16 protein-coding genes and 1 tRNA gene are annotated in these 18,699 nt (G+C 60.0%); 15 read left to right on the top strand and 2 right to left on the bottom strand.

Annotated features, from left to right (window positions below; genetic code table 11):
* On the top strand, positions 1-207 hold a 207-nt coding region (locus DMY87_RS23745), incomplete at its 5' end, for an EF-Tu C-terminal domain-related protein (RefSeq protein ID WP_483428582.1).
* Between the two features lie 307 nt (positions 208-514).
* Here the strand turns inward: DMY87_RS23745 and DMY87_RS23740 are convergent.
* Entirely contained in the window at positions 515-889 is a 375-nt protein-coding gene (locus DMY87_RS23740; protein WP_110794115.1) for a pentapeptide repeat-containing protein, read from the bottom strand.
* A gap of 306 nt (positions 890-1,195) precedes the next feature.
* Between DMY87_RS23740 and DMY87_RS23735 the strand changes: the two genes are divergently transcribed.
* From DMY87_RS23735 to rpoC, 10 genes are all read left to right on the top strand, one after another.
* A complete protein-coding gene (locus DMY87_RS23735) occupies positions 1,196-1,822 on the top strand; it encodes a hypothetical protein (protein WP_110794114.1) in 627 nt (208 codons plus the stop codon).
* A gap of 136 nt (positions 1,823-1,958) precedes the next feature.
* Positions 1,959-2,034: transfer RNA gene (locus DMY87_RS23730), tRNA-Trp, on the top strand.
* A gap of 183 nt (positions 2,035-2,217) precedes the next feature.
* A complete protein-coding gene (gene secE / locus DMY87_RS23725; RefSeq protein WP_062278356.1) occupies positions 2,218-2,418 on the top strand; it encodes a preprotein translocase subunit SecE in 201 nt (66 codons plus the stop codon).
* Positions 2,419-2,434: 16 nt separating this feature from the next.
* Positions 2,435-2,965 (top strand): transcription termination/antitermination protein NusG, encoded by a 531-nt coding sequence (nusG, locus tag DMY87_RS23720; RefSeq protein ID WP_062278354.1) that lies wholly within the window; start codon positions 2,435-2,437, stop codon positions 2,963-2,965.
* 147 nt (positions 2,966-3,112) lie between these two features.
* Entirely contained in the window at positions 3,113-3,544 is a 432-nt protein-coding gene (rplK, locus tag DMY87_RS23715) for a 50S ribosomal protein L11 (protein WP_006728786.1), read from the top strand.
* A 2-nt stretch (positions 3,545-3,546) separates the two neighbouring features.
* A complete protein-coding gene (rplA, locus tag DMY87_RS23710; protein ID WP_110794113.1) occupies positions 3,547-4,242 on the top strand; it encodes a 50S ribosomal protein L1 in 696 nt (231 codons plus the stop codon).
* A 341-nt stretch (positions 4,243-4,583) separates the two neighbouring features.
* Positions 4,584-5,102, top strand: coding sequence for a 50S ribosomal protein L10 (rplJ, locus tag DMY87_RS23705; RefSeq protein WP_110794112.1), 519 nt, complete (start codon positions 4,584-4,586; stop codon positions 5,100-5,102).
* 69 nt (positions 5,103-5,171) lie between these two features.
* Positions 5,172-5,552 carry a 50S ribosomal protein L7/L12 gene (gene rplL, locus DMY87_RS23700; RefSeq protein ID WP_110794111.1) on the top strand — a complete coding sequence of 127 codons (381 nt, stop codon included), beginning with the start codon at positions 5,172-5,174 and terminating at the stop codon, positions 5,550-5,552.
* A gap of 248 nt (positions 5,553-5,800) precedes the next feature.
* Positions 5,801-9,937 carry a DNA-directed RNA polymerase subunit beta gene (rpoB, locus tag DMY87_RS23695; protein WP_110794110.1) on the top strand — a complete coding sequence of 1,379 codons (4,137 nt, stop codon included), beginning with the start codon at positions 5,801-5,803 and terminating at the stop codon, positions 9,935-9,937.
* A 194-nt stretch (positions 9,938-10,131) separates the two neighbouring features.
* Entirely contained in the window at positions 10,132-14,343 is a 4,212-nt protein-coding gene (rpoC, locus tag DMY87_RS23690) for a DNA-directed RNA polymerase subunit beta' (protein WP_110794109.1), read from the top strand.
* Positions 14,344-14,545: 202 nt separating this feature from the next.
* Here the strand turns inward: rpoC and DMY87_RS23685 are convergent, their stop codons facing one another.
* The gene (locus tag DMY87_RS23685; protein ID WP_110794108.1) at positions 14,546-14,839 is read right to left on the bottom strand and encodes a transcriptional regulator; all 294 of its coding nucleotides are present in this window, start codon (positions 14,837-14,839) and stop codon (positions 14,546-14,548) included.
* Positions 14,840-15,347: 508 nt separating this feature from the next.
* On the opposite strand from DMY87_RS23685, the gene rpsL reads away from it, so the two are divergent.
* The 4 genes from rpsL to DMY87_RS23665 all read left to right on the top strand — a co-directional run.
* Entirely contained in the window at positions 15,348-15,719 is a 372-nt protein-coding gene (rpsL, locus tag DMY87_RS23680; protein ID WP_003507760.1) for a 30S ribosomal protein S12, read from the top strand.
* 80 nt (positions 15,720-15,799) lie between these two features.
* Positions 15,800-16,270, top strand: a complete 471-nt coding sequence (gene rpsG, locus DMY87_RS23675) for a 30S ribosomal protein S7 (RefSeq protein WP_110794107.1) — start codon at positions 15,800-15,802, stop codon at positions 16,268-16,270.
* 32 nt (positions 16,271-16,302) lie between these two features.
* Positions 16,303-18,402 (top strand): elongation factor G, encoded by a 2,100-nt coding sequence (fusA, locus tag DMY87_RS23670; protein WP_110794106.1) that lies wholly within the window; start codon positions 16,303-16,305, stop codon positions 18,400-18,402.
* Positions 18,403-18,473: 71 nt separating this feature from the next.
* On the top strand, positions 18,474-18,699 hold a 226-nt coding region (locus DMY87_RS23665), incomplete at its 3' end, for a GTP-binding protein (RefSeq protein WP_245408984.1).

Below are 18,699 nucleotides of genomic sequence, written 5' to 3'. Positions count from 1 at the left end.
TATCGTCCGCAGTTCTACTTCCGCACCACGGACGTGACCGGCATCGTGTCGCTTCCGGAAGGCACGGAAATGGTTATGCCGGGCGACAACGTCACGGTTCAGGTTGAGCTGATCGTTCCGATCGCGATGGAAGAAAAGCTGCGCTTCGCGATCCGCGAAGGCGGCCGCACCGTCGGCGCCGGCATCGTCGCCTCGATCATCGAGTAATGATCGAGAGGTCGATGGCGTAAGCTGCCGACGGCGCTCAGAACGTTCAGATGGCGCGCAAGCGCGATCTGAACCCGGCGCCGGCATCGTCGCCTCGATCATCGAGTAATCGATTTTCCCGCAAGGGAAGACCAAGAGCCCCGCTGGCAACAGCGGGGCTTTTTTGTGTTTTGGAGTTCTGCAATTGCCGTCCACTGTCGCGACTTTGAGCAACAGCCGGAATGGCCTGCCAACAGACCCAGCCAACGCTGTAGCAGCGGCTAGGACTGCGATTGAGGCATCGCGAGCTGAGGGGCGGGACCTGCGCTCATGCCCTGTCGAGCAAATGCTCTTCCGCCAGCCGCAGCAGATCCGTCACCAGATAGCCGTTGATCGTCATGCCGTTGAGATCGCATTCCGCGATCGAGACATCCGCGAGGCTGCCGAAGCGGATCGTGCTGCCGTTGAAATCCACATGCGTGAGGCTGGAGGCATGCATCAGCACGTTCTCGACCAGCGCGCCACTCATCGCGACGTTGCGGATCGCCAGTTGTTCGGCATTCGCGTCCGTGATCAGCGCCTTGCCGAGGTCGACATTGCTGAACACCGCTTCCTTAAGCGAGATGTCGGTGAAGCGCGATTCGGACAGATCCGTATCGTCGAATTCGGAACCGGGCAGGGCGGCATTGCTGATCCGGATCATCGCAGTCCTCCGCAGGAATATGACAGACTATCGGAGAAGTGCAGCCGTCTGGCAAGTCGGACCTTGTGCGGCGCCCGGCATTGCCGCGCGCCGGCAAATCAGCGGCAGGCGCCAGAACGGAAGATCCCTGTCAGGGATTTCCTGACGCGACCAGTGCATGGCTTGCATGCGCAAATCGTTCTTCGGCGCGCGTCTTAGCTCGGTTACTATTGCAACCATGGTCGACCGCAGGCCGAGCTTCAACGCGTCAACACGAATTCGGGGGCAGGCGAGATGCAGCAACGACGTTTGTCCCGACGGAGGGCGATGAGCCCTGGCATTGCCATCGTGGCGCTCACTGCGGGCCTTCTGTCCGCCACGATGCAGGCCGAAGCCGGTGACGGACCCTTTGTCTGGAATGCGACAAAGACAGGCGACACGCTCAAGGTCCGCCCAGGTGTCGCACTGACCGTTCCGGGAAACCTGCGCCTCGGCCTCGAATCGGCGCTGATTGCGGCAGACCCGTCCGGCGCGCGCACCAAGACCGCGCCTCTGGCGGTCTGGAGCGAAATGGATCTGCCGGGCCGGCAGGCGGCCTCGACGCTTGGAATGAGATTGGACCCGCACAGCGGCGCGGGCAGGGCGGTGCTGCGCCAGGCGCGCGACGTCAGTACCGGCACGAATGTGGATCTGTCGCTGGTGAATGCGTTTGAAGCGGGACAGCGCATCAATGGTCGCAGCGCCTTCGTCGCGCGCCAGGAATTGAGGCTCGAGTTCTCCGACATCGGTGCGGCGCTTGCCGGCACGGCGGTACTCGACAACGCAGCGCCCGCCTATGCGAGCATCAAGGTTGAGCAGCAGCTGCCGCTGGGAATCAATCTGTCGGCCACGGTCAGCGATTTGCGCACGCGGCCGAACGCCGTCTTCCGGGCGGGGCTGTCCGGCCGCTGGTGATGCGCATGCCCTGGGAATGAAGCCCATTGGGGGCTTTGGGAAAAAGGCGGAAAAAGTCTCTTGCCATTCGCGCGTTGCCGTCTTAAAGGGAGCGCCATGCTTCGAGCGAAACGAGTTTCGCCTGAAGTCTAGGCTTAGGGGTATAGCTCAGTTGGTAGAGCGGCGGTCTCCAAAACCGCAGGTCGTCGGTTCAAGCCCGGCTGCCCCTGCCATTTCCCGCCCGGCGCGCTTGAGAGCGCAGACGGGCAACACGATCTGGCAAAGCCGAAAAGTTGCAGAAGACCTTTTCCCCCTTGTGAAATGGGGAATCGGTCGTTATGTAGGGTTCAAACAGACACGCGGTGCGTGGGGCTGACCAAGGTCGGCTTTACGCGCCGTAAATGCGTGGGCATTAAATGGCATCCAAGAGTAATCCATTCGCGTTTCTGCAGCAGGTACGCTCCGAGACGTCCAAGGTTACGTGGCCCTCGCGTCGCGAAACCACGATTTCGACGCTCATGGTTCTGGCGATGGTGTTTTTCGCGGCGCTGTTTTTCTTCGGCGCGGACCAGCTCATCAGCTGGCTGCTCAGCCTCGTGCTGAGCGTCGGTAATTAATCGGGCGGGAAAAATCATGGCTGCACGTTGGTACATCGTCCACGCATATTCGAATTTTGAAAAGAAGGTCGCCGAGGACATCGAGCACAAGGCCAAGCAGAAGGGGCTCGATCACCTCTTCGAAAAGATCCTGGTGCCGACCGAGAAGGTCGTCGAAGTCCGTCGCGGCCGCAAGGTTGATAGTGAACGCAAGTTCTTCCCCGGTTACGTCATGGTTCGTGCGAACCTGACCGACGAGGCCTATCACCTGATCAAGAATACCCCGAAGGTCACGGGCTTCCTCGGTTCCGACAATAAGCCGGTTCCGATCCCCGATTTCGAGGCTGAGCGCATCCTGGGCCAGGTCCAGGAAGGTGTCGAGCGTCCGAAGTCGACCGTGTCTTACGAAATCGGCGAGCAGGTTCGCGTCTCCGACGGTCCCTTCGCTTCGTTCAACGGCGTTGTCCAGGATGTGGACGAAGAGCGCTCGCGCCTCAAGGTCGAAGTCTCGATCTTCGGTCGCGCCACGCCGGTTGAGCTTGAATACAGTCAGGTCGAGAAGGTCTGATTGCAGAAAGGGAAGGCGACTTCCTGATCCGCGTGGGAGGATGAGGGCCTTTAGCCGGGCCCGTCAGACGCACCACGCAACCGCAGCCGCCGGACATGTCCGGCAAGTTATGGCCGGGAAACCGGTCTGAATGAAAGGCAGAGAGTAATGGCTAAGAAAGTTGCAGGCCAGCTCAAGCTCCAGGTCAAGGCAGGATCGGCGAACCCGTCCCCGCCGATCGGCCCGGCTCTTGGTCAGCGTGGCATTAACATCATGGAATTCTGCAAGGCGTTCAATGCCGCCACGCAGGAAATGGAAAAGGGTATGCCGATCCCGGTCGTCATCACCTATTACCAGGACAAGTCCTTCACCTTCGCAATGAAGCAGCCGCCGGTCACCTACTGGCTGAAGAAGGAAGCAAAGATCACCTCTGGCTCGAAGACTCCGGGCAAGGGTGCGAAGGTCGGTACGATCACCAAGGCGCAGGTCCGCGCAATTGCCGAAGGCAAGATGAAGGATCTGAACGCCGCCGACATCGAAGGCGCAATGCTGATGGTTGAGGGCTCTGCCCGCTCCATGGGCCTGGAAGTGGTAGGTTGATCATGGCCAAGGTAGCAAAGCGTATTCAGAAGATCCGCGAAGGTGTTGACCCGACGAAGCTCGTCGCGCTCTCCGACGCCATCTCGATGGTCAAGGAACGTGCCGTCGCCAAGTTCGACGAAACGATCGAAATCGCCATGAACCTCGGCGTCGACCCGCGTCACGCAGACCAGATGGTCCGCGGCGTGGTCAATCTGCCGAACGGGACCGGCCGTGACGTTCGCGTCGCCGTCTTCGCACGTGGCGCCAAGGCTGATGAAGCCAAGGCTGCTGGTGCAGACATCGTCGGTGCCGAAGACCTGCTCGAAATCGTCCAGAGCGGCAAGATCGACTTCGATCGCTGCATCGCCACCCCGGACATGATGCCGCTCGTCGGTCGCCTCGGTAAGGTTCTCGGCCCGCGTGGCATGATGCCGAACCCGAAGGTCGGAACGGTCACCATGGACGTCACGGGCGCCGTCAAGGCTTCCAAGGGCGGTGCCGTCGAGTTCCGCGTCGAGAAGGCTGGTATCATCCACGCCGGCATCGGCAAGGCTTCCTTCGACGCCAAGGCGCTCGAAGAAAACATCAAGGCCTTCGCTGACGCCGTCATCAAGGCCAAGCCGGCTGGTGCCAAGGGCAACTACGTCAAGCGCGTAGCGATCTCTTCGACCATGGGCCCGGGCGTCAAGATCGACCCCTCGTCGGTCACGGCGTAATTGAAATTCGACCGGAGCCTGTTGCTCCGGTCCATCAAGTTTCCGGCCTTTCGGGGCCGGAAATGCCTGGTGTCAAAACCAGGCACTCCTGTCCGAGATTGTGGGCGGCTGAAAGGCCTTAATATTCGCCTGCATGAGACGGGTAAGATCCGTTTTTAAACGTCTGATGACGTCTTGAAGTTCGGTTCGAGCCTTATTCGCCTTATGGGCCGGTCATACCGGTTCAGAGGGGACAGGATCCTCAAGCGTCGCTTGGGATCTGACATGTTTGGATCCCCTGAGGCAAAAGGCAAACCCGGTGGGGCCTGCAGGATTGCGGTCCCATCAACTGGAGACAGACAGTGGAAAGAGCGGAAAAACGCGAATTCGTCACAGAACTGAACGAAGTCTTCAAGGCTTCCGGTTCGGTTGTTGTGGCCCACTATGCTGGTGTCACGGTTGCGCAGATGAACGACTTCCGTTCGAAGATGCGCGCTGCTGGCGGCACCGTCAAAGTCGCGAAGAACCGCCTGGCCAAGATCGCTCTTCAGGGCACGGAGTCGGAAGGGATGTCTAACCTGTTCAAGGGTCAGACACTCATTGCTTACAGCAATGACCCGATCACCGCTCCGAAAGTCGTCATGGATTTCGCCAAGACCAACGACAAGATCGTTGTGCTCGGCGGCGCCATGGGAACAACCACGCTCACCGCCGATGCAGTCAAGTCGCTTGCGACCCTGCCGTCGTTGGACGAGCTGCGTGCGAAGCTGCTGGGCATGATCCAGACTCCGGCTACCCGCATCGCAGGCGTGGTTCAGGCACCGGCAGCTCAGCTTGCTCGCGTGTTTGCGGCCTATGCCAAGAAGGACGAAGCCGCGTAAGGCGGTTTTTCGCTGTTCATACCCTAACCCGTTCGTTTCGAACCGAACATCTATTAAGGAACTAGTATCATGGCTGATCTCGCAAAGATCGTTGAAGACCTCTCCTCGCTGACCGTTCTGGAAGCTGCTGAGCTTTCCAAGCTGCTCGAAGAAAAGTGGGGCGTTTCGGCTGCTGCTCCGGTAGCCGTTGCTGCTGCTGGTGGCGCTGCTGGTGCCGCTGCTCCGGCTGAAGAAGAAAAGACCGAGTTCGACGTCATCCTGACGGATGCCGGCGCCAACAAGATCAACGTCATCAAGGAAGTCCGCGCCATCACCGGTCTCGGCCTCAAGGAAGCCAAGGACCTCGTCGAAGGCGCTCCGAAGGCTGTCAAGGAAGGCGTTTCCAAGGCTGAAGCCGCTGACCTCAAGAAGAAGCTTGAGGACGCCGGCGCTAAGGTCGACGTTAAGTAATATCGGAATGCGGCGGGAGAGGGTTTCCCTTTCCCGCCGGTTTCCTCCGAACATATTACCCAGGGCCCGTATGAAAACGGTCCCTGGGTAATGGGTTCTCAAGAGGATGGTCTTGACCCGCGCGCCCGGCAAACCGGCCGGCCGTCCGGATCTCGAGACGAGATTGAGCGATCCATTTTTTGACGGAGCCGCCTGGCCAGCGGTCACCGTCTGTTGCAGGCCCGGGTGCAAACTGACAAGGAGCGACGATGGCTCAGACCCTTACCTTTAACGGTCGCAGGCGCGTACGCAAGTTTTTCGGAAAAATTCCAGAAGTCGCAGAAATGCCGAACCTCATTGAGGTTCAGAAGGCATCTTATGACCAGTTCCTCATGGTCGACGAGCCGGTTGGCGGCCGTCCCGACGAGGGGCTCAATGCCGTTTTCAAGTCCGTCTTCCCGATCACCGATTTTTCCGGTGCCTCGATGCTGGAATTCGTGTCCTATGAATTCGAGCCGCCGAAGTTCGACGTTGACGAATGCCGTCAGCGCGACCTGACCTATGCCGCACCGCTGAAGGTCACGCTGCGCCTGATCGTGTTCGATATTGACGAGGATACGGGCGCCAAGTCCATCAAGGACATCAAGGAACAGTCGGTTTACATGGGCGACATGCCGCTCATGACCAACAACGGTACCTTCATCGTCAACGGCACCGAGCGCGTCATCGTCTCGCAGATGCACCGTTCGCCGGGCGTCTTCTTCGACCACGACAAGGGCAAGAGCCACTCGTCTGGCAAGCTTTTGTTTGCCGCGCGCGTCATCCCCTATCGCGGTTCCTGGCTCGATATCGAATTCGACGCCAAGGACATCGTGCATGCCCGTATCGACCGTCGCCGCAAGATCCCCGTGACCTCGCTGCTGATGGCACTCGGCATGGACGGCGAAGAGATCCTGTCGACCTTCTACTCGAAGTCGGTCTATCAGCGCGACGGCAAGGGCTGGCGCTATCCGTTCAACGCCGAAACGTTGAAGGGCGCGAAGACCATTTCCGACATGATCGACGCCGACACCGGCGAAGTCGTCGTCGAAGGTGGCAAGAAGCTCACCCCGCGTCTGCTGCGTCAGCTGTCGGACAAGGGCCTGAAGTTCCTGAAGGCCTCCGACGAAGACATGTTCGGCAACTATCTCGCCGAAGACCTGGTCAACATGTCGACCGGTGAAATCTACATGGAAGCGGGTGCGGAAATCGACGAGAAGTCGCTTCCGCAGATCCTCGAATCCGGCTTTGACGAAATCCCGGTTCTCGGCATCGACCACATCAATGTCGGAGCCTACATCCGCAACACGCTCGCAGCCGACAAGAACGAGAACCGTCAGGACGCTCTGTTCGACATCTACCGCGTCATGCGTCCGGGTGAACCGCCGACCATGGATTCGGCCGAAGCCATGTTCCAGTCGCTGTTCTTCGACAGCGAACGCTATGATCTGTCGGCCGTTGGTCGCGTCAAGATGAACATGCGTCTCGACCTCGACTGCCCGGATACCGTCCGCGTACTGCGCAAGGACGACATCCTGGCCGTGGTCAAGATGCTGGTCGAACTGCGTGACGGCAAGGGCGAGATCGACGATATCGATAACCTCGGTAACCGTCGTGTTCGCTCCGTCGGCGAGCTCATGGAGAACCAGTACCGTCTCGGCCTGCTCCGCATGGAGCGCGCGATCAAGGAACGCATGTCGTCGATCGAAATCGACACCGTCATGCCGCAGGACCTGATCAACGCCAAGCCGGCAGCAGCTGCCGTCCGCGAATTCTTTGGCTCCTCGCAGCTGTCGCAGTTCATGGACCAGGTGAACCCGCTTTCGGAAATCACCCACAAGCGCCGTTTGTCGGCTCTTGGACCGGGTGGTCTGACCCGCGAGCGCGCAGGCTTCGAAGTCCGCGACGTTCACCCGACCCACTACGGCCGTATTTGCCCGATCGAGACGCCGGAAGGCCCGAACATCGGTCTGATCAACTCGCTCGCCACCTTCGCACGGGTCAACAAGTACGGCTTTATCGAAAGCCCGTACCGCAAGATCATCGACGGCAAGGTGACGATGGACGTCGTCTATCTCTCGGCGATGGAAGAAGCCAAGTACTACGTGGCCCAGGCCAACTCCGAGCTGACGGCCGATGGCCAGTTTGTCGAAGAGTTCGTCGTCTGCCGTCACGCTGGCGAAGTCATGCTGTCCCCGCGCGACACCATCAACCTGATGGACGTTTCGCCGAAGCAGCTGGTTTCGGTTGCGGCTGCTCTCATTCCGTTCCTGGAAAACGACGACGCCAACCGCGCTCTCATGGGCTCGAACATGCAGCGTCAGGCCGTGCCGCTTCTGCGTGCCGAAGCCCCGTTCGTCGGAACCGGCATGGAGCCGATCGTGGCCCGTGACTCCGGTGCGGCCATCGGTGCCCGTCGCGGCGGCGTGGTCGACCAGGTCGATGCGACCCGTATCGTTATCCGCGCCACGGAAGATCTCGATCCGTCCAAGTCGGGCGTCGACATCTACCGTCTGCAGAAGTTCCAGCGTTCGAACCAGAACACCTGCGTCAACCAGCGTCCGCTGGTCACCGTCGGTGACATTCTGAACAAGGGCGACATCATCGCGGACGGTCCGTCGACCGACCTCGGCGATCTGGCCCTCGGCCGCAACGCGCTCGTCGCGTTCATGCCGTGGAACGGCTACAACTATGAGGACTCGATCCTCATGTCGGAGCGCATCGTCTCGGAAGACGTCTTCACCTCGATCCATATCGAGGAATTCGAAGTCATGGCCCGCGACACCAAGCTTGGTCCGGAAGAAATCACGCGCGACATTCCGAACGTTTCGGAAGAAGCGCTGAAGAACCTCGACGAAGCCGGGATCGTCTACATCGGTGCCGAAGTGGCTCCGGGCGACATCCTGGTCGGCAAGATCACCCCGAAGGGCGAAAGCCCGATGACGCCGGAAGAAAAGCTCCTGCGCGCCATCTTCGGTGAAAAGGCCTCCGACGTTCGCGACACCTCGATGCGCATGCCTCCGGGCACGTTCGGCACCGTCGTCGAAGTTCGTGTTTTCAACCGCCACGGCGTTGAAAAGGACGAGCGTGCGATGGCAATCGAGCGCGAGGAAATCGAACGCCTCGCCAAGGACCGTGACGACGAGCAGGCGATCCTCGACCGTAACGTCTACGGCCGTCTGATCGACATGCTGCGTGGCCAGGTCTCGATTGCCGGTCCGAAGGGTTTCAAGAAGGGCGTCGAACTTTCGAATGCCATCGTCTCCGAATACCCCCGCTCGCAGTGGTGGATGTTCGCGGTCGAGGACGAGAAGGTCCAGGGCGAACTCGAAGCGCTCCGCGGTCAGTACGACGAATCCAAGTCGCGCCTTGAACAGCGCTTCATGGACAAGGTCGAGAAGGTCCAGCGCGGCGACGAAATGCCTCCGGGCGTCATGAAGATGGTCAAGGTCTTTGTCGCTGTGAAGCGCAAGATCCAGCCAGGCGACAAGATGGCCGGCCGTCACGGCAACAAGGGCGTTGTCTCGCGCATCGTACCGGTCGAGGACATGCCGTTCCTCGAAGACGGCACGCATGTCGATATCGTTCTGAACCCGCTCGGCGTTCCCTCGCGTATGAACGTCGGTCAGATCCTCGAAACCCATCTTGCCTGGGCTTGCGCCGGCATGGGCAAGAAGATCGGGCAGATGCTTGAGGACTATCGCAAGCACCTCGACATCACGGATCTGCGCAAGGAACTGACGGAGATCTACGAGTCGGAAGCCCATGACGAAGTGAAGCACTTCGACGACGACGCGCTCGTCAAGCTAGCCGAAGAAGCCAAGCGTGGCGTCTCCATCGCCACCCCGGTCTTCGACGGTGCGCATGAAAGCGACGTGTCCTCGATGCTCACGCGTGCGGGTCTCGATCCGTCGGGTCAGTCGGTCCTGTACGATGGTCGTACCGGTGAAGCCTTCGACCGCAAGGTCACCGTCGGCTACATGTACATGATCAAGCTCAACCACTTGGTCGACGACAAGATCCACGCTCGTTCGATCGGTCCTTACTCGCTCGTCACCCAGCAGCCGCTCGGTGGTAAGGCGCAGTTCGGCGGTCAGCGCTTCGGGGAAATGGAAGTCTGGGCTCTGGAAGCCTACGGCGCCGCCTACACCCTGCAGGAAATGCTGACGGTGAAGTCGGACGACGTGGCCGGCCGTACCAAGGTCTACGAGGCGATCGTCCGTGGCGACGATACCTTCGAGGCCGGTATTCCGGAAAGCTTCAACGTTCTCGTCAAGGAAATGCGCTCGCTCGGCCTCTCGGTCGAGCTGGAGAATTCCAAGCTCGATGACGTTGGTTCGGGTCAGCTGCCCGACGCAGCCGAATAACGGTTTGACAAAGGCGTGCGTGGTCCAGGCCGCGCACGCCATCCCCTGATCCACCGGCGGCCAAAATCGGGCGGGTGAGGGGAGTTTCGCCGCATTTCGCGGTTATTGTCATTTCAAGGGTCTGGTGCGGCATCCCGGGAATTCGCCGCAACCGAGACCCAATCGAGGGCTTTTAGCCCCATAAGGAGACAGGCATGAACCAAGAGGTCATGAACCTTTTCAACCCGTCGGTGCCGGCCCAGCACTTCGACAGCATCCGGATCTCGATCGCGAGCCCGGAAAAGATCCTTTCCTGGTCTTACGGTGAGATCAAGAAGCCGGAGACCATCAACTATCGTACGTTCAAGCCGGAACGCGACGGTCTCTTCTGCGCGCGTATTTTCGGACCGATCAAGGACTACGAGTGCCTGTGCGGCAAGTACAAGCGCATGAAGTACAAGGGCATCATCTGCGAAAAGTGCGGCGTCGAAGTCACGCTGTCGCGCGTTCGCCGCGAGCGCATGGGCCACATCGAGCTCGCAGCACCCGTTGCCCATATCTGGTTCCTGAAGTCGCTTCCGTCGCGCATCTCCACGCTGCTGGACATGACGCTGAAGGATGTCGAGCGCGTTCTCTACTTCGAGAACTACATCGTGACCGAGCCGGGCCTGACCTCGCTCAAGGAAAACCAGCTTCTTTCTGAAGAAGAATACATGATCGCCGTCGACGAGTTCGGCGAGGACCAGTTCACCGCCATGATCGGCGCTGAAGCCATCTACGAGATGCTGGCCTCGATGAACCTCGAGAAGATCGCTGGCGATCTGCGCACCGAGCTTGCCGAGACCACCTCGGATCTCAAGCAGAAGAAGCTGATGAAGCGCCTGAAGATCGTCGAGAACTTCATGGAATCTGGCAACCGTCCGGAATGGATGATCATGAAGGTCGTTCCGGTCATCCCGCCGGACCTGCGCCCGCTCGTTCCGCTGGATGGTGGCCGTTTCGCGACGTCTGACCTGAACGATCTCTATCGTCGCGTCATCAACCGTAACAACCGTCTGAAGCGCCTCATCGAACTGCGCGCTCCGGGCATCATCATCCGCAACGAAAAGCGCATGCTGCAGGAATCTGTGGACGCGCTCTTCGACAACGGCCGCCGTGGCCGCGTCATCACCGGCGCCAACAAGCGTCCGCTGAAGTCGCTGTCCGACATGCTCAAGGGCAAGCAGGGCCGCTTCCGCCAGAACCTGCTCGGCAAGCGCGTCGACTATTCCGGCCGTTCGGTTATCGTGACGGGTCCGGAGCTGAAGCTGCACCAGTGCGGCCTGCCGAAGAAGATGGCGCTCGAACTGTTCAAGCCGTTCATCTATGCCCGCCTCGACGCCAAGGGTTACTCCTCGACCGTCAAGCAGGCCAAGAAGCTGGTTGAAAAGGAAAAGCCTGAGGTCTGGGATATCCTCGACGAGGTCATCCGCGAGCATCCGGTTCTCCTGAACCGCGCACCGACGCTGCACCGCCTGGGCATCCAGGCCTTCGAACCCACGCTGGTCGAAGGCAAGGCCATCCAGCTGCACCCGCTCGTCTGCACGGCCTTCAACGCCGACTTCGACGGCGACCAGATGGCCGTTCACGTGCCGCTGTCGCTCGAAGCCCAGCTCGAAGCCCGCGTGCTCATGATGTCGACGAACAACATCCTGCACCCGGCCAACGGTGCACCGATCATCGTTCCGTCGCAGGACATGGTTCTCGGCCTCTACTACCTGTCGATCCTGAACCAGAACGAGCCGGGCGAAGGCATGGTCTTCTCGGACATGGGCGAACTGCACCATGCCCTGGAAAACAAGGTCGTTACCCTGCATGCCAAGATCCGTGGCCGCTTCAAGACCGTCGATGCCGAAGGCAAGCCGGTTTCGAAGATCTATGAAACCACGCCTGGCCGTATGATCATCGGCGAACTTCTGCCGAAGAACGTCAACGTGCCGTTCGACATCTGCAACCAGGAAATGACCAAGAAGAACATCTCCAAGATGATCGACACGGTCTACCGCCACTGCGGCCAGAAGGACACGGTCATTTTCTGCGACCGGATCATGCAGCTCGGCTTCACGCATGCGTGCAAGGCCGGCATCTCGTTCGGCAAGGACGACATGATCATTCCGGAAACCAAGGCGAAGATCGTCGGAGACACCGAAACCCTGGTCAAGGAATACGAGCAGCAGTACAATGACGGCCTGATCACGCAGGGCGAAAAGTACAACAAGGTCGTTGACGCCTGGGGCAAGGCCACGGAAAAGGTCGCCGAAGACATGATGGCCCGCATTAAGGCCGTCGAGTTCGACAAGGAGACCGGTCGTCAGAAGCCGATGAACGCCATCTACATGATGTCGCATTCGGGTGCGCGTGGTTCACCGAACCAGATGCGTCAGCTGGGCGGCATGCGTGGCCTCATGGCCAAGCCGTCGGGCGAAATCATCGAGACGCCGATCATCTCGAACTTCAAGGAAGGCCTGACCGTTAACGAGTACTTCAACTCGACCCACGGTGCCCGTAAGGGTCTCGCAGACACCGCCTTGAAGACCGCGAACTCGGGTTACCTGACCCGTCGTCTCGTCGACGTCGCGCAGGATTGCATCGTCAACCTCGTGGATTGCGGCACCGACAAGGGCCTCACCATGACCGCCATCGTCGATGCCGGTCAGGTCGTTGCCTCCATCGGCGCCCGCGTTCTCGGCCGTACCGCGCTGGACGATATCGATCATCCGGTCACGGGTGAACGCATCGTCGATGCTGGCAAGATGATCCTCGAGCCCGATGTCATCGAGATCGAGAAGGCCGGTATCCAGTCGATCCGCATCCGCTCTGCCCTGACCTGCGAAGTTCAGACGGGCGTCTGCTCGGTCTGCTACGGCCGTGACTTGGCCCGTGGTACGCCGGTCAACATGGGTGAGGCCGTCGGCGTTATCGCTGCGCAGTCGATCGGTGAACCGGGCACCCAGCTCACCATGCGTACCTTCCACTTGGGCGGTACGGCGACCGTGGTCGACCAGTCGTTCCTGGAAGCCTCGTACGAAGGTACGGTGCAGATCAAGAACCGCAACATGCTGCGCAACTCCGAAGGTACGCTGATTGCCATGGGCCGCAGCATGGCCGTCACCCTGCTCGACGAGCGCGGTGTCGAACGGTCCTCGCAGCGCGTGGCCTATGGTTCGAAGGTCTTCGTGGATGACGGTGACAAGGTGAAGCGCGGCCAGCGTCTGGCCGAGTGGGACCCCTACACCCGTCCGATCATGACGGAAGTCGAGGGTATCGTGCATTTCGAGGACGTCGTCGACGGTCTCTCCGTGCTGGAAGCCACCGACGAGTCGACCGGCATCACCAAGCGTCAGGTCATCGACTGGCGTTCGACCCCGCGTGGTTCGGACCTCAAGCCGGCGATCGTCATCAAGGATGCAAGCGGCAACGTCTTGAAGGTCGCCCGTGGTGGCGAGGCCCGCTTCCACCTGTCGGTCGACGCGATCCTGTCGGTCGAACCCGGTCAGAAGGTCTCCCAGGGTGACGTTCTTGCCCGTTCGCCGCTGGAAAGCGCCAAGACCAAGGACATCACCGGTGGTCTGCCGCGCGTTGCCGAACTGTTCGAAGCCCGTCGTCCGAAGGACCACGCCATCATCGCTGAGATCGATGGTACGATCCGTCTGGGCCGCGACTACAAGAACAAGCGTCGCGTCATCATCGAGCCGGCGGAAGACGGTGTCGAGCCTGTCGAATACCTGATCCCGAAGGGCAAGCCCTTCCACCTTCAGGAAGGCGACTACATCGAAAAGGGTGATTACATCCTCGACGGTAACCCGGCTCCGCACGACATCCTGGCGATCAAGGGCGTCGAGGCACTCGCCTCGTACCTGGTCAACGAAATCCAGGAAGTCTACCGACTGCAGGGCGTTGTGATCAACGACAAGCACATCGAGGTGATCGTTCGCCAGATGCTGCAGAAGGTCGAGATCACGGACTCGGGCGACAGCCAGTACATCGTGGGCGACAATGTCGACCGCATCGAACTGGACGACGCCAACGAGCGCCTGATCGAGGAAGGCAAGAAGCCGGCATTCGGCGAACCGGTCCTCCTCGGCATCACCAAGGCCTCGCTGCAGACGCCGTCGTTCATCTCGGCCGCATCCTTCCAGGAAACCACCAAGGTTCTCACGGAAGCTGCGATCGCCGGCAAGACCGACACGCTGCAGGGCCTCAAGGAAAACGTCATCGTCGGCCGCCTCATCCCGGCTGGTACCGGCGGTACCATGACGCAGATCCGCCGCATCGCCACGTCTCGCGACGACCTCATCCTCGAGGAACGCAAGAAGGGCTCGGGCGCCGACCTGGCAACCCCGATGCTGCAGAACCTGGCAGGCGAAAGCGCACCGGCTGCCGAGTAATCGGACGTCGAACCGTTTTGAATGAACAAGGACCGCCCGGAACAATCCGGGCGGTCTTTTCATGTTTGGCGGAGGGGGAGGGGTTTGCGCCGGCGGACAGAGGCAGGGAAGGCCTTTGCCCGCCGTGATGATCCAGGGGGCAAACAACGAAAAAGGCCGGTCGCAAGACCGGCCTGAGCTCTCAGACTGTAACGGTATCGTCTCACGCGAAGCGGATGATCGCCACTTCGCCTTCCAGCGCGCCCTGATAGGCCGAAGCATGCGGCTCTTCGTCGGGCTGCCCGTTGATCATGCCGATCTGGTCGAGATCGGCTTCGATGAAACCTTCCTCGGAAAGTGCATTGAGCGTCAGCCGCACGGCGCTGTCGTCGTCCGGTGCGGTCAGCAGCACATGCAGATCGATCGGCTCGCCGCCTTCGGTCTCATAGGCCTTGGCGATCACGATGAAGACCATCGGTTCGTCGCGCGTGTTGTCGTTGTCGGGGCTGGTGATCATGGCGTCCGCTCTTCTTGCTGGAGGAAACGATTCTCTGGTTCCGGCCGATTCGACCAGACGGGCAGGGCGGTTGACCCTTCTTCTTCTCTTATCTAGAAGTTTCCCTCGTCAAGCCAAGCCAAAACATGGCCGGGCCCGCATTTTCCCGCGTCAAATGGGCGGGCGCCCTGTCTGAGCAGGGCCTGAATCCATTAATTCTCGTTTGAGACTTGACGCAAAGAGGGGAAAACAGTAGTACCCCGGCCATCGGAGCCTATGTGAGGCCGGGTTTTTCGGGACGCCATGTCCTGAAGTTCGTCTCAAACAAGTCTCCAAACGCACGTTGACGACAAGAATGCTGCACGCACGACGCGTCTGACCGGATGCGTCCTCTGTCTTTTGTGGTCCATCCGCGAAAAACGGGTCGGGCCACATTTTGCGCATGAAGAAAACTGTGCGGCCGCCGCCGGAAACGGCAAACCAAAGGGCCTGAGAGGGCTTGAGACTAGATTTTGCAAGGGATGGGTATATGCCTACCGTAAACCAGCTGATCCGCAAGCCGCGTCAGGCACAGGTAAAGCGCAACAAGGTTCCTGCTCTGCAGGAAAATCCGCAGAAGCGCGGCGTTTGCACCCGCGTGTACACGACGACCCCGAAGAAGCCGAACTCGGCTCTGCGTAAGGTCGCCAAGATCCGCCTGACGAATGGCTTCGAAGTCATCGGCTACATTCCGGGCGAAGGCCACAACCTGCAGGAACACTCTGTCGTCATGATCCGTGGCGGCCGCGTAAAGGACTTGCCGGGCGTGCGTTACCACATCATCCGCGGCGTTCTCGATACCCAGGGTGTCAAGAACCGCAAGCAGCGCCGCTCCAAGTACGGTGCGAAGCGTCCGAAGTAATTCGGCCATTACCCGATATCCGGCGCTGCGCGAGGTTCTCCGCGTGATAAAGCGTCCCTAACCGTTGAGAGACAAATAGTATGTCCCGTCGCCATAGTGCAGAAAAGCGCGAAATCAATCCGGACCCGAAGTTCGGCGATCTCGTCGTCACCAAGTTCATGAACGCCATCATGCTTCACGGCAAGAAGTCCGTCGCTGAAAGCATCGTCTACGGTGCGTTCGATGTGGTCCAGGCCAAGGCCAAGGCTGAGCCGATCGCGATCTTCCATCAGGCGCTCGACAATGTCGCGCCGCATGTTGAAGTCCGTTCGCGCCGCGTTGGTGGTGCAACCTACCAGGTCCCGGTCGATGTTCGTCCGGAGCGCCGCCAGGCCCTCGCCATCCGTTGGCTGATCACTGCTGCGCGCAAGCGCAACGAAACCACTATGGTTGACCGTCTGTCCGGCGAGCTGCTCGATGCCGCCAACAACCGCGGTAGCGCCGTCAAGAAGCGCGAAGACACCCACAAGATGGCCGATGCAAACCGCGCCTTCTCGCATTACCGCTGGTAATCCACCGATCGAATATTGAAAGGCAGTCCGTTATGGCTCGCGAATATAAAATCGAAGACTACCGCAACTTCGGTATCATGGCGCACATCGACGCCGGCAAGACCACGACCACCGAACGCATCCTCTACTACACCGGTAAGTCTCATAAGATCGGCGAAGTCCATGACGGCGCTGCAACCATGGACTGGATGGAGCAGGAGCAGGAACGCGGCATCACAATCACCTCTGCTGCGACCACGACCTTCTGGAAGGGTCGCGACGGCAAGATGCGCCGCTTCAACATCATCGACACCCCCGGCCACGTCGACTTCACCATCGAAGTCGAGCGTTCGCTGCGCGTTCTCGACGGTGCCGTTGCTCTCCTCGACGCCAATGCCGGCGTAGAGCCGCAGACCGAAACCGTATGGCGTCAGGCTGAAAAGTACCACGTCCCGCGGATGATCTTCTGCAACAAGATGGACAAGACCGGTGCTGACTTCTACCGCTCGGTAGAAATGATCAAGACCCGTCTCGGCGCCACCGCTGTTGTCATGCAGCTCCCGATCGGTGCAGAAACCGAATTCAAGGGCGTTGTCGACCTGATCGAGATGAACGCGCTCGTATGGCGCGATGAGTCGCTGGGCGCTGCCTGGGACGTTGTCGAGATCCCGGACGACCTGAAGGACAAGGCCGAAGAATATCGCGAAAAGCTGATCGAGACCGTTGTCGAGATCGACGAACAGGCGATGGAAGACTACCTGAACGGCATCATGCCGGACAATGAAAAGATCCGTGCCCTGGTTCGCCGCGGCACCATCGACGTCAAGTTCCACCCGATGTTCTGCGGCACCGCCTTCAAGAACAAGGGCGTTCAGCCGCTGCTCGACGCCGTCGTCGACTACCTGCCGTCGCCGCTCGACATCCCGGCGATCAAGGGCATCGACTTCAAGACCGAAGCCGAAATCGAGCGTCACGCTGACGACGCCGAGCCGCTCGCCATGCTCGCGTTCAAGATCATGAACGACCCCTTCGTCGGTTCGCTCACCTTCGCACGCATCTATTCGGGCAAGCTCGAAAAGGGCGTGTCGGTTCTGAACACGGTCAAGGACAAGCGCGAGCGCGTCGGCCGCATGCTGCAGATGCACTCGAACAGCCGTGAAGACATCGAAGAAGCCTTCGCAGGCGACATCGTTGCTCTCGCTGGCCTCAAGGAAACCACCACGGGTGACACGCTCTGCGATCCCCTGAAGCCGGTCATCCTCGAGCGCATGGAATTCCCCGAGCCGGTCATCCAGATCGCGATCGAGCCGAAGTCCAAGGGCGACCAGGAAAAGATGGGCCTCGCGCTCAATCGCCTCGCTGCCGAAGACCCGTCCTTCCGCGTCAAGACCGACCAGGAATCCGGCCAGACCATCATCGCTGGCATGGGCGAACTTCACCTCGACATTCTCGTCGACCGCATGCGCCGCGAGTTCAAGGTTGAAGCCACCGTCGGTGCTCCGCAGGTTGCTTACCGCGAAACCATCACGCGTCAGCACGAAGAAGACTACACGCACAAGAAGCAGTCCGGTGGTACCGGTCAGTTCGCGCGCGTCAAGCTCATCTTCGAACCGAACCCGGAAGGCGACGACTTCAAGTTCGAATCCAAGATCGTCGGCGGTGCTGTTCCCAAGGAATACATCCCGGGCGTTCAGAAGGGTATCGAAAGCGTTCTGTCGTCTGGTCCGCTCGCTGGCTTCCCGATGCTGGGCGTCAAGGCGACCCTCGTTGACGGTGCCTTCCACGATGTCGACTCGTCGGTTCTCGCCTTCGAAATCGCCTCGCGTGCCTGCTTCCGTGAAGCAGCCAAGAAGGCTGGCGCACAGCTGCTCGAGCCGATGATGAAGGTCGAAGTCGTAACGCCGGAAGACTATGTCGGCGACGTTATCGGCGACCTGAACTCGCGTCGTGGCCAGATCCAGGGCCAGGAACAGCGCGGCATTGCGATCGTGATCAACGCTCACGTCCCGCTCGCCAACATGTTCAAGTACGTCGACAACCTGCGCTCGATGTCGCAGGGCCGTGCACAGTACTCGATGACCTTCGATCACTACGCACCGGTCCCGTCGAATGTTGCTGCTGAAATCCAGGCAAAGTATTCCGGTCAGAAGTGACCGGGATACCCCGCCCATCCTGTTGAAGATTGAATTTCCCCGGACGGGGACCAGAAAATGGAGAGCCGAAAATGGCAAAGAGTAAGTTTGAGCGCACAAAGCCGCACGTCAACATTGGGACGATCGGCCACGTCGACCACGGCAAGACGTCTCTGACGGCAGCGATCACCAAGTATTTCGGTGAGTTCAAGGCCTATGACCAGATCGACGCTGCTCCGGAAGAAAAGGCACGCGGCATCACCATCTCGACGGCCCACGTCGAGTATGAGACGGCAAACCGCCACTACGCGCACGTCG

The sequence above is a fragment of the Peteryoungia wuzhouensis genome (assembly GCF_003205195.1).
GTDB lineage: Bacteria > Pseudomonadota > Alphaproteobacteria > Rhizobiales > Rhizobiaceae > Allorhizobium > Allorhizobium wuzhouense.
The sequence above is the reverse complement of the archived record's forward strand: the minus strand, read 5'-3'. Positions and strand labels throughout refer to the sequence as shown.

Coding starts and splice junctions, on each gene's coding strand:
- rpsL (WP_003507760.1), top strand. CDS start 15,348: ATGCCTACCGTAAACCAGCTGATCCGCAAGCCGCGTCAGGCACAGGTA.
- rpsG (WP_110794107.1), top strand. CDS start 15,800: ATGTCCCGTCGCCATAGTGCAGAAAAGCGCGAAATCAATCCGGACCCG.
- rpoC (WP_110794109.1), top strand. CDS start 10,132: ATGAACCAAGAGGTCATGAACCTTTTCAACCCGTCGGTGCCGGCCCAG.
- DMY87_RS23685 (WP_110794108.1), bottom strand. CDS start 14,839: ATGATCACCAGCCCCGACAACGACAACACGCGCGACGAACCGATGGTC.
- rplK (WP_006728786.1), top strand. CDS start 3,113: ATGGCTAAGAAAGTTGCAGGCCAGCTCAAGCTCCAGGTCAAGGCAGGA.
- nusG (WP_062278354.1), top strand. CDS start 2,435: ATGGCTGCACGTTGGTACATCGTCCACGCATATTCGAATTTTGAAAAG.
- rplA (WP_110794113.1), top strand. CDS start 3,547: ATGGCCAAGGTAGCAAAGCGTATTCAGAAGATCCGCGAAGGTGTTGAC.
- secE (WP_062278356.1), top strand. CDS start 2,218: ATGGCATCCAAGAGTAATCCATTCGCGTTTCTGCAGCAGGTACGCTCC.
- rplL (WP_110794111.1), top strand. CDS start 5,172: ATGGCTGATCTCGCAAAGATCGTTGAAGACCTCTCCTCGCTGACCGTT.
- fusA (WP_110794106.1), top strand. CDS start 16,303: ATGGCTCGCGAATATAAAATCGAAGACTACCGCAACTTCGGTATCATG.
- DMY87_RS23735 (WP_110794114.1), top strand. CDS start 1,196: ATGAGCCCTGGCATTGCCATCGTGGCGCTCACTGCGGGCCTTCTGTCC.
- DMY87_RS23740 (WP_110794115.1), bottom strand. CDS start 889: ATGATCCGGATCAGCAATGCCGCCCTGCCCGGTTCCGAATTCGACGAT.
- rpoB (WP_110794110.1), top strand. CDS start 5,801: ATGGCTCAGACCCTTACCTTTAACGGTCGCAGGCGCGTACGCAAGTTT.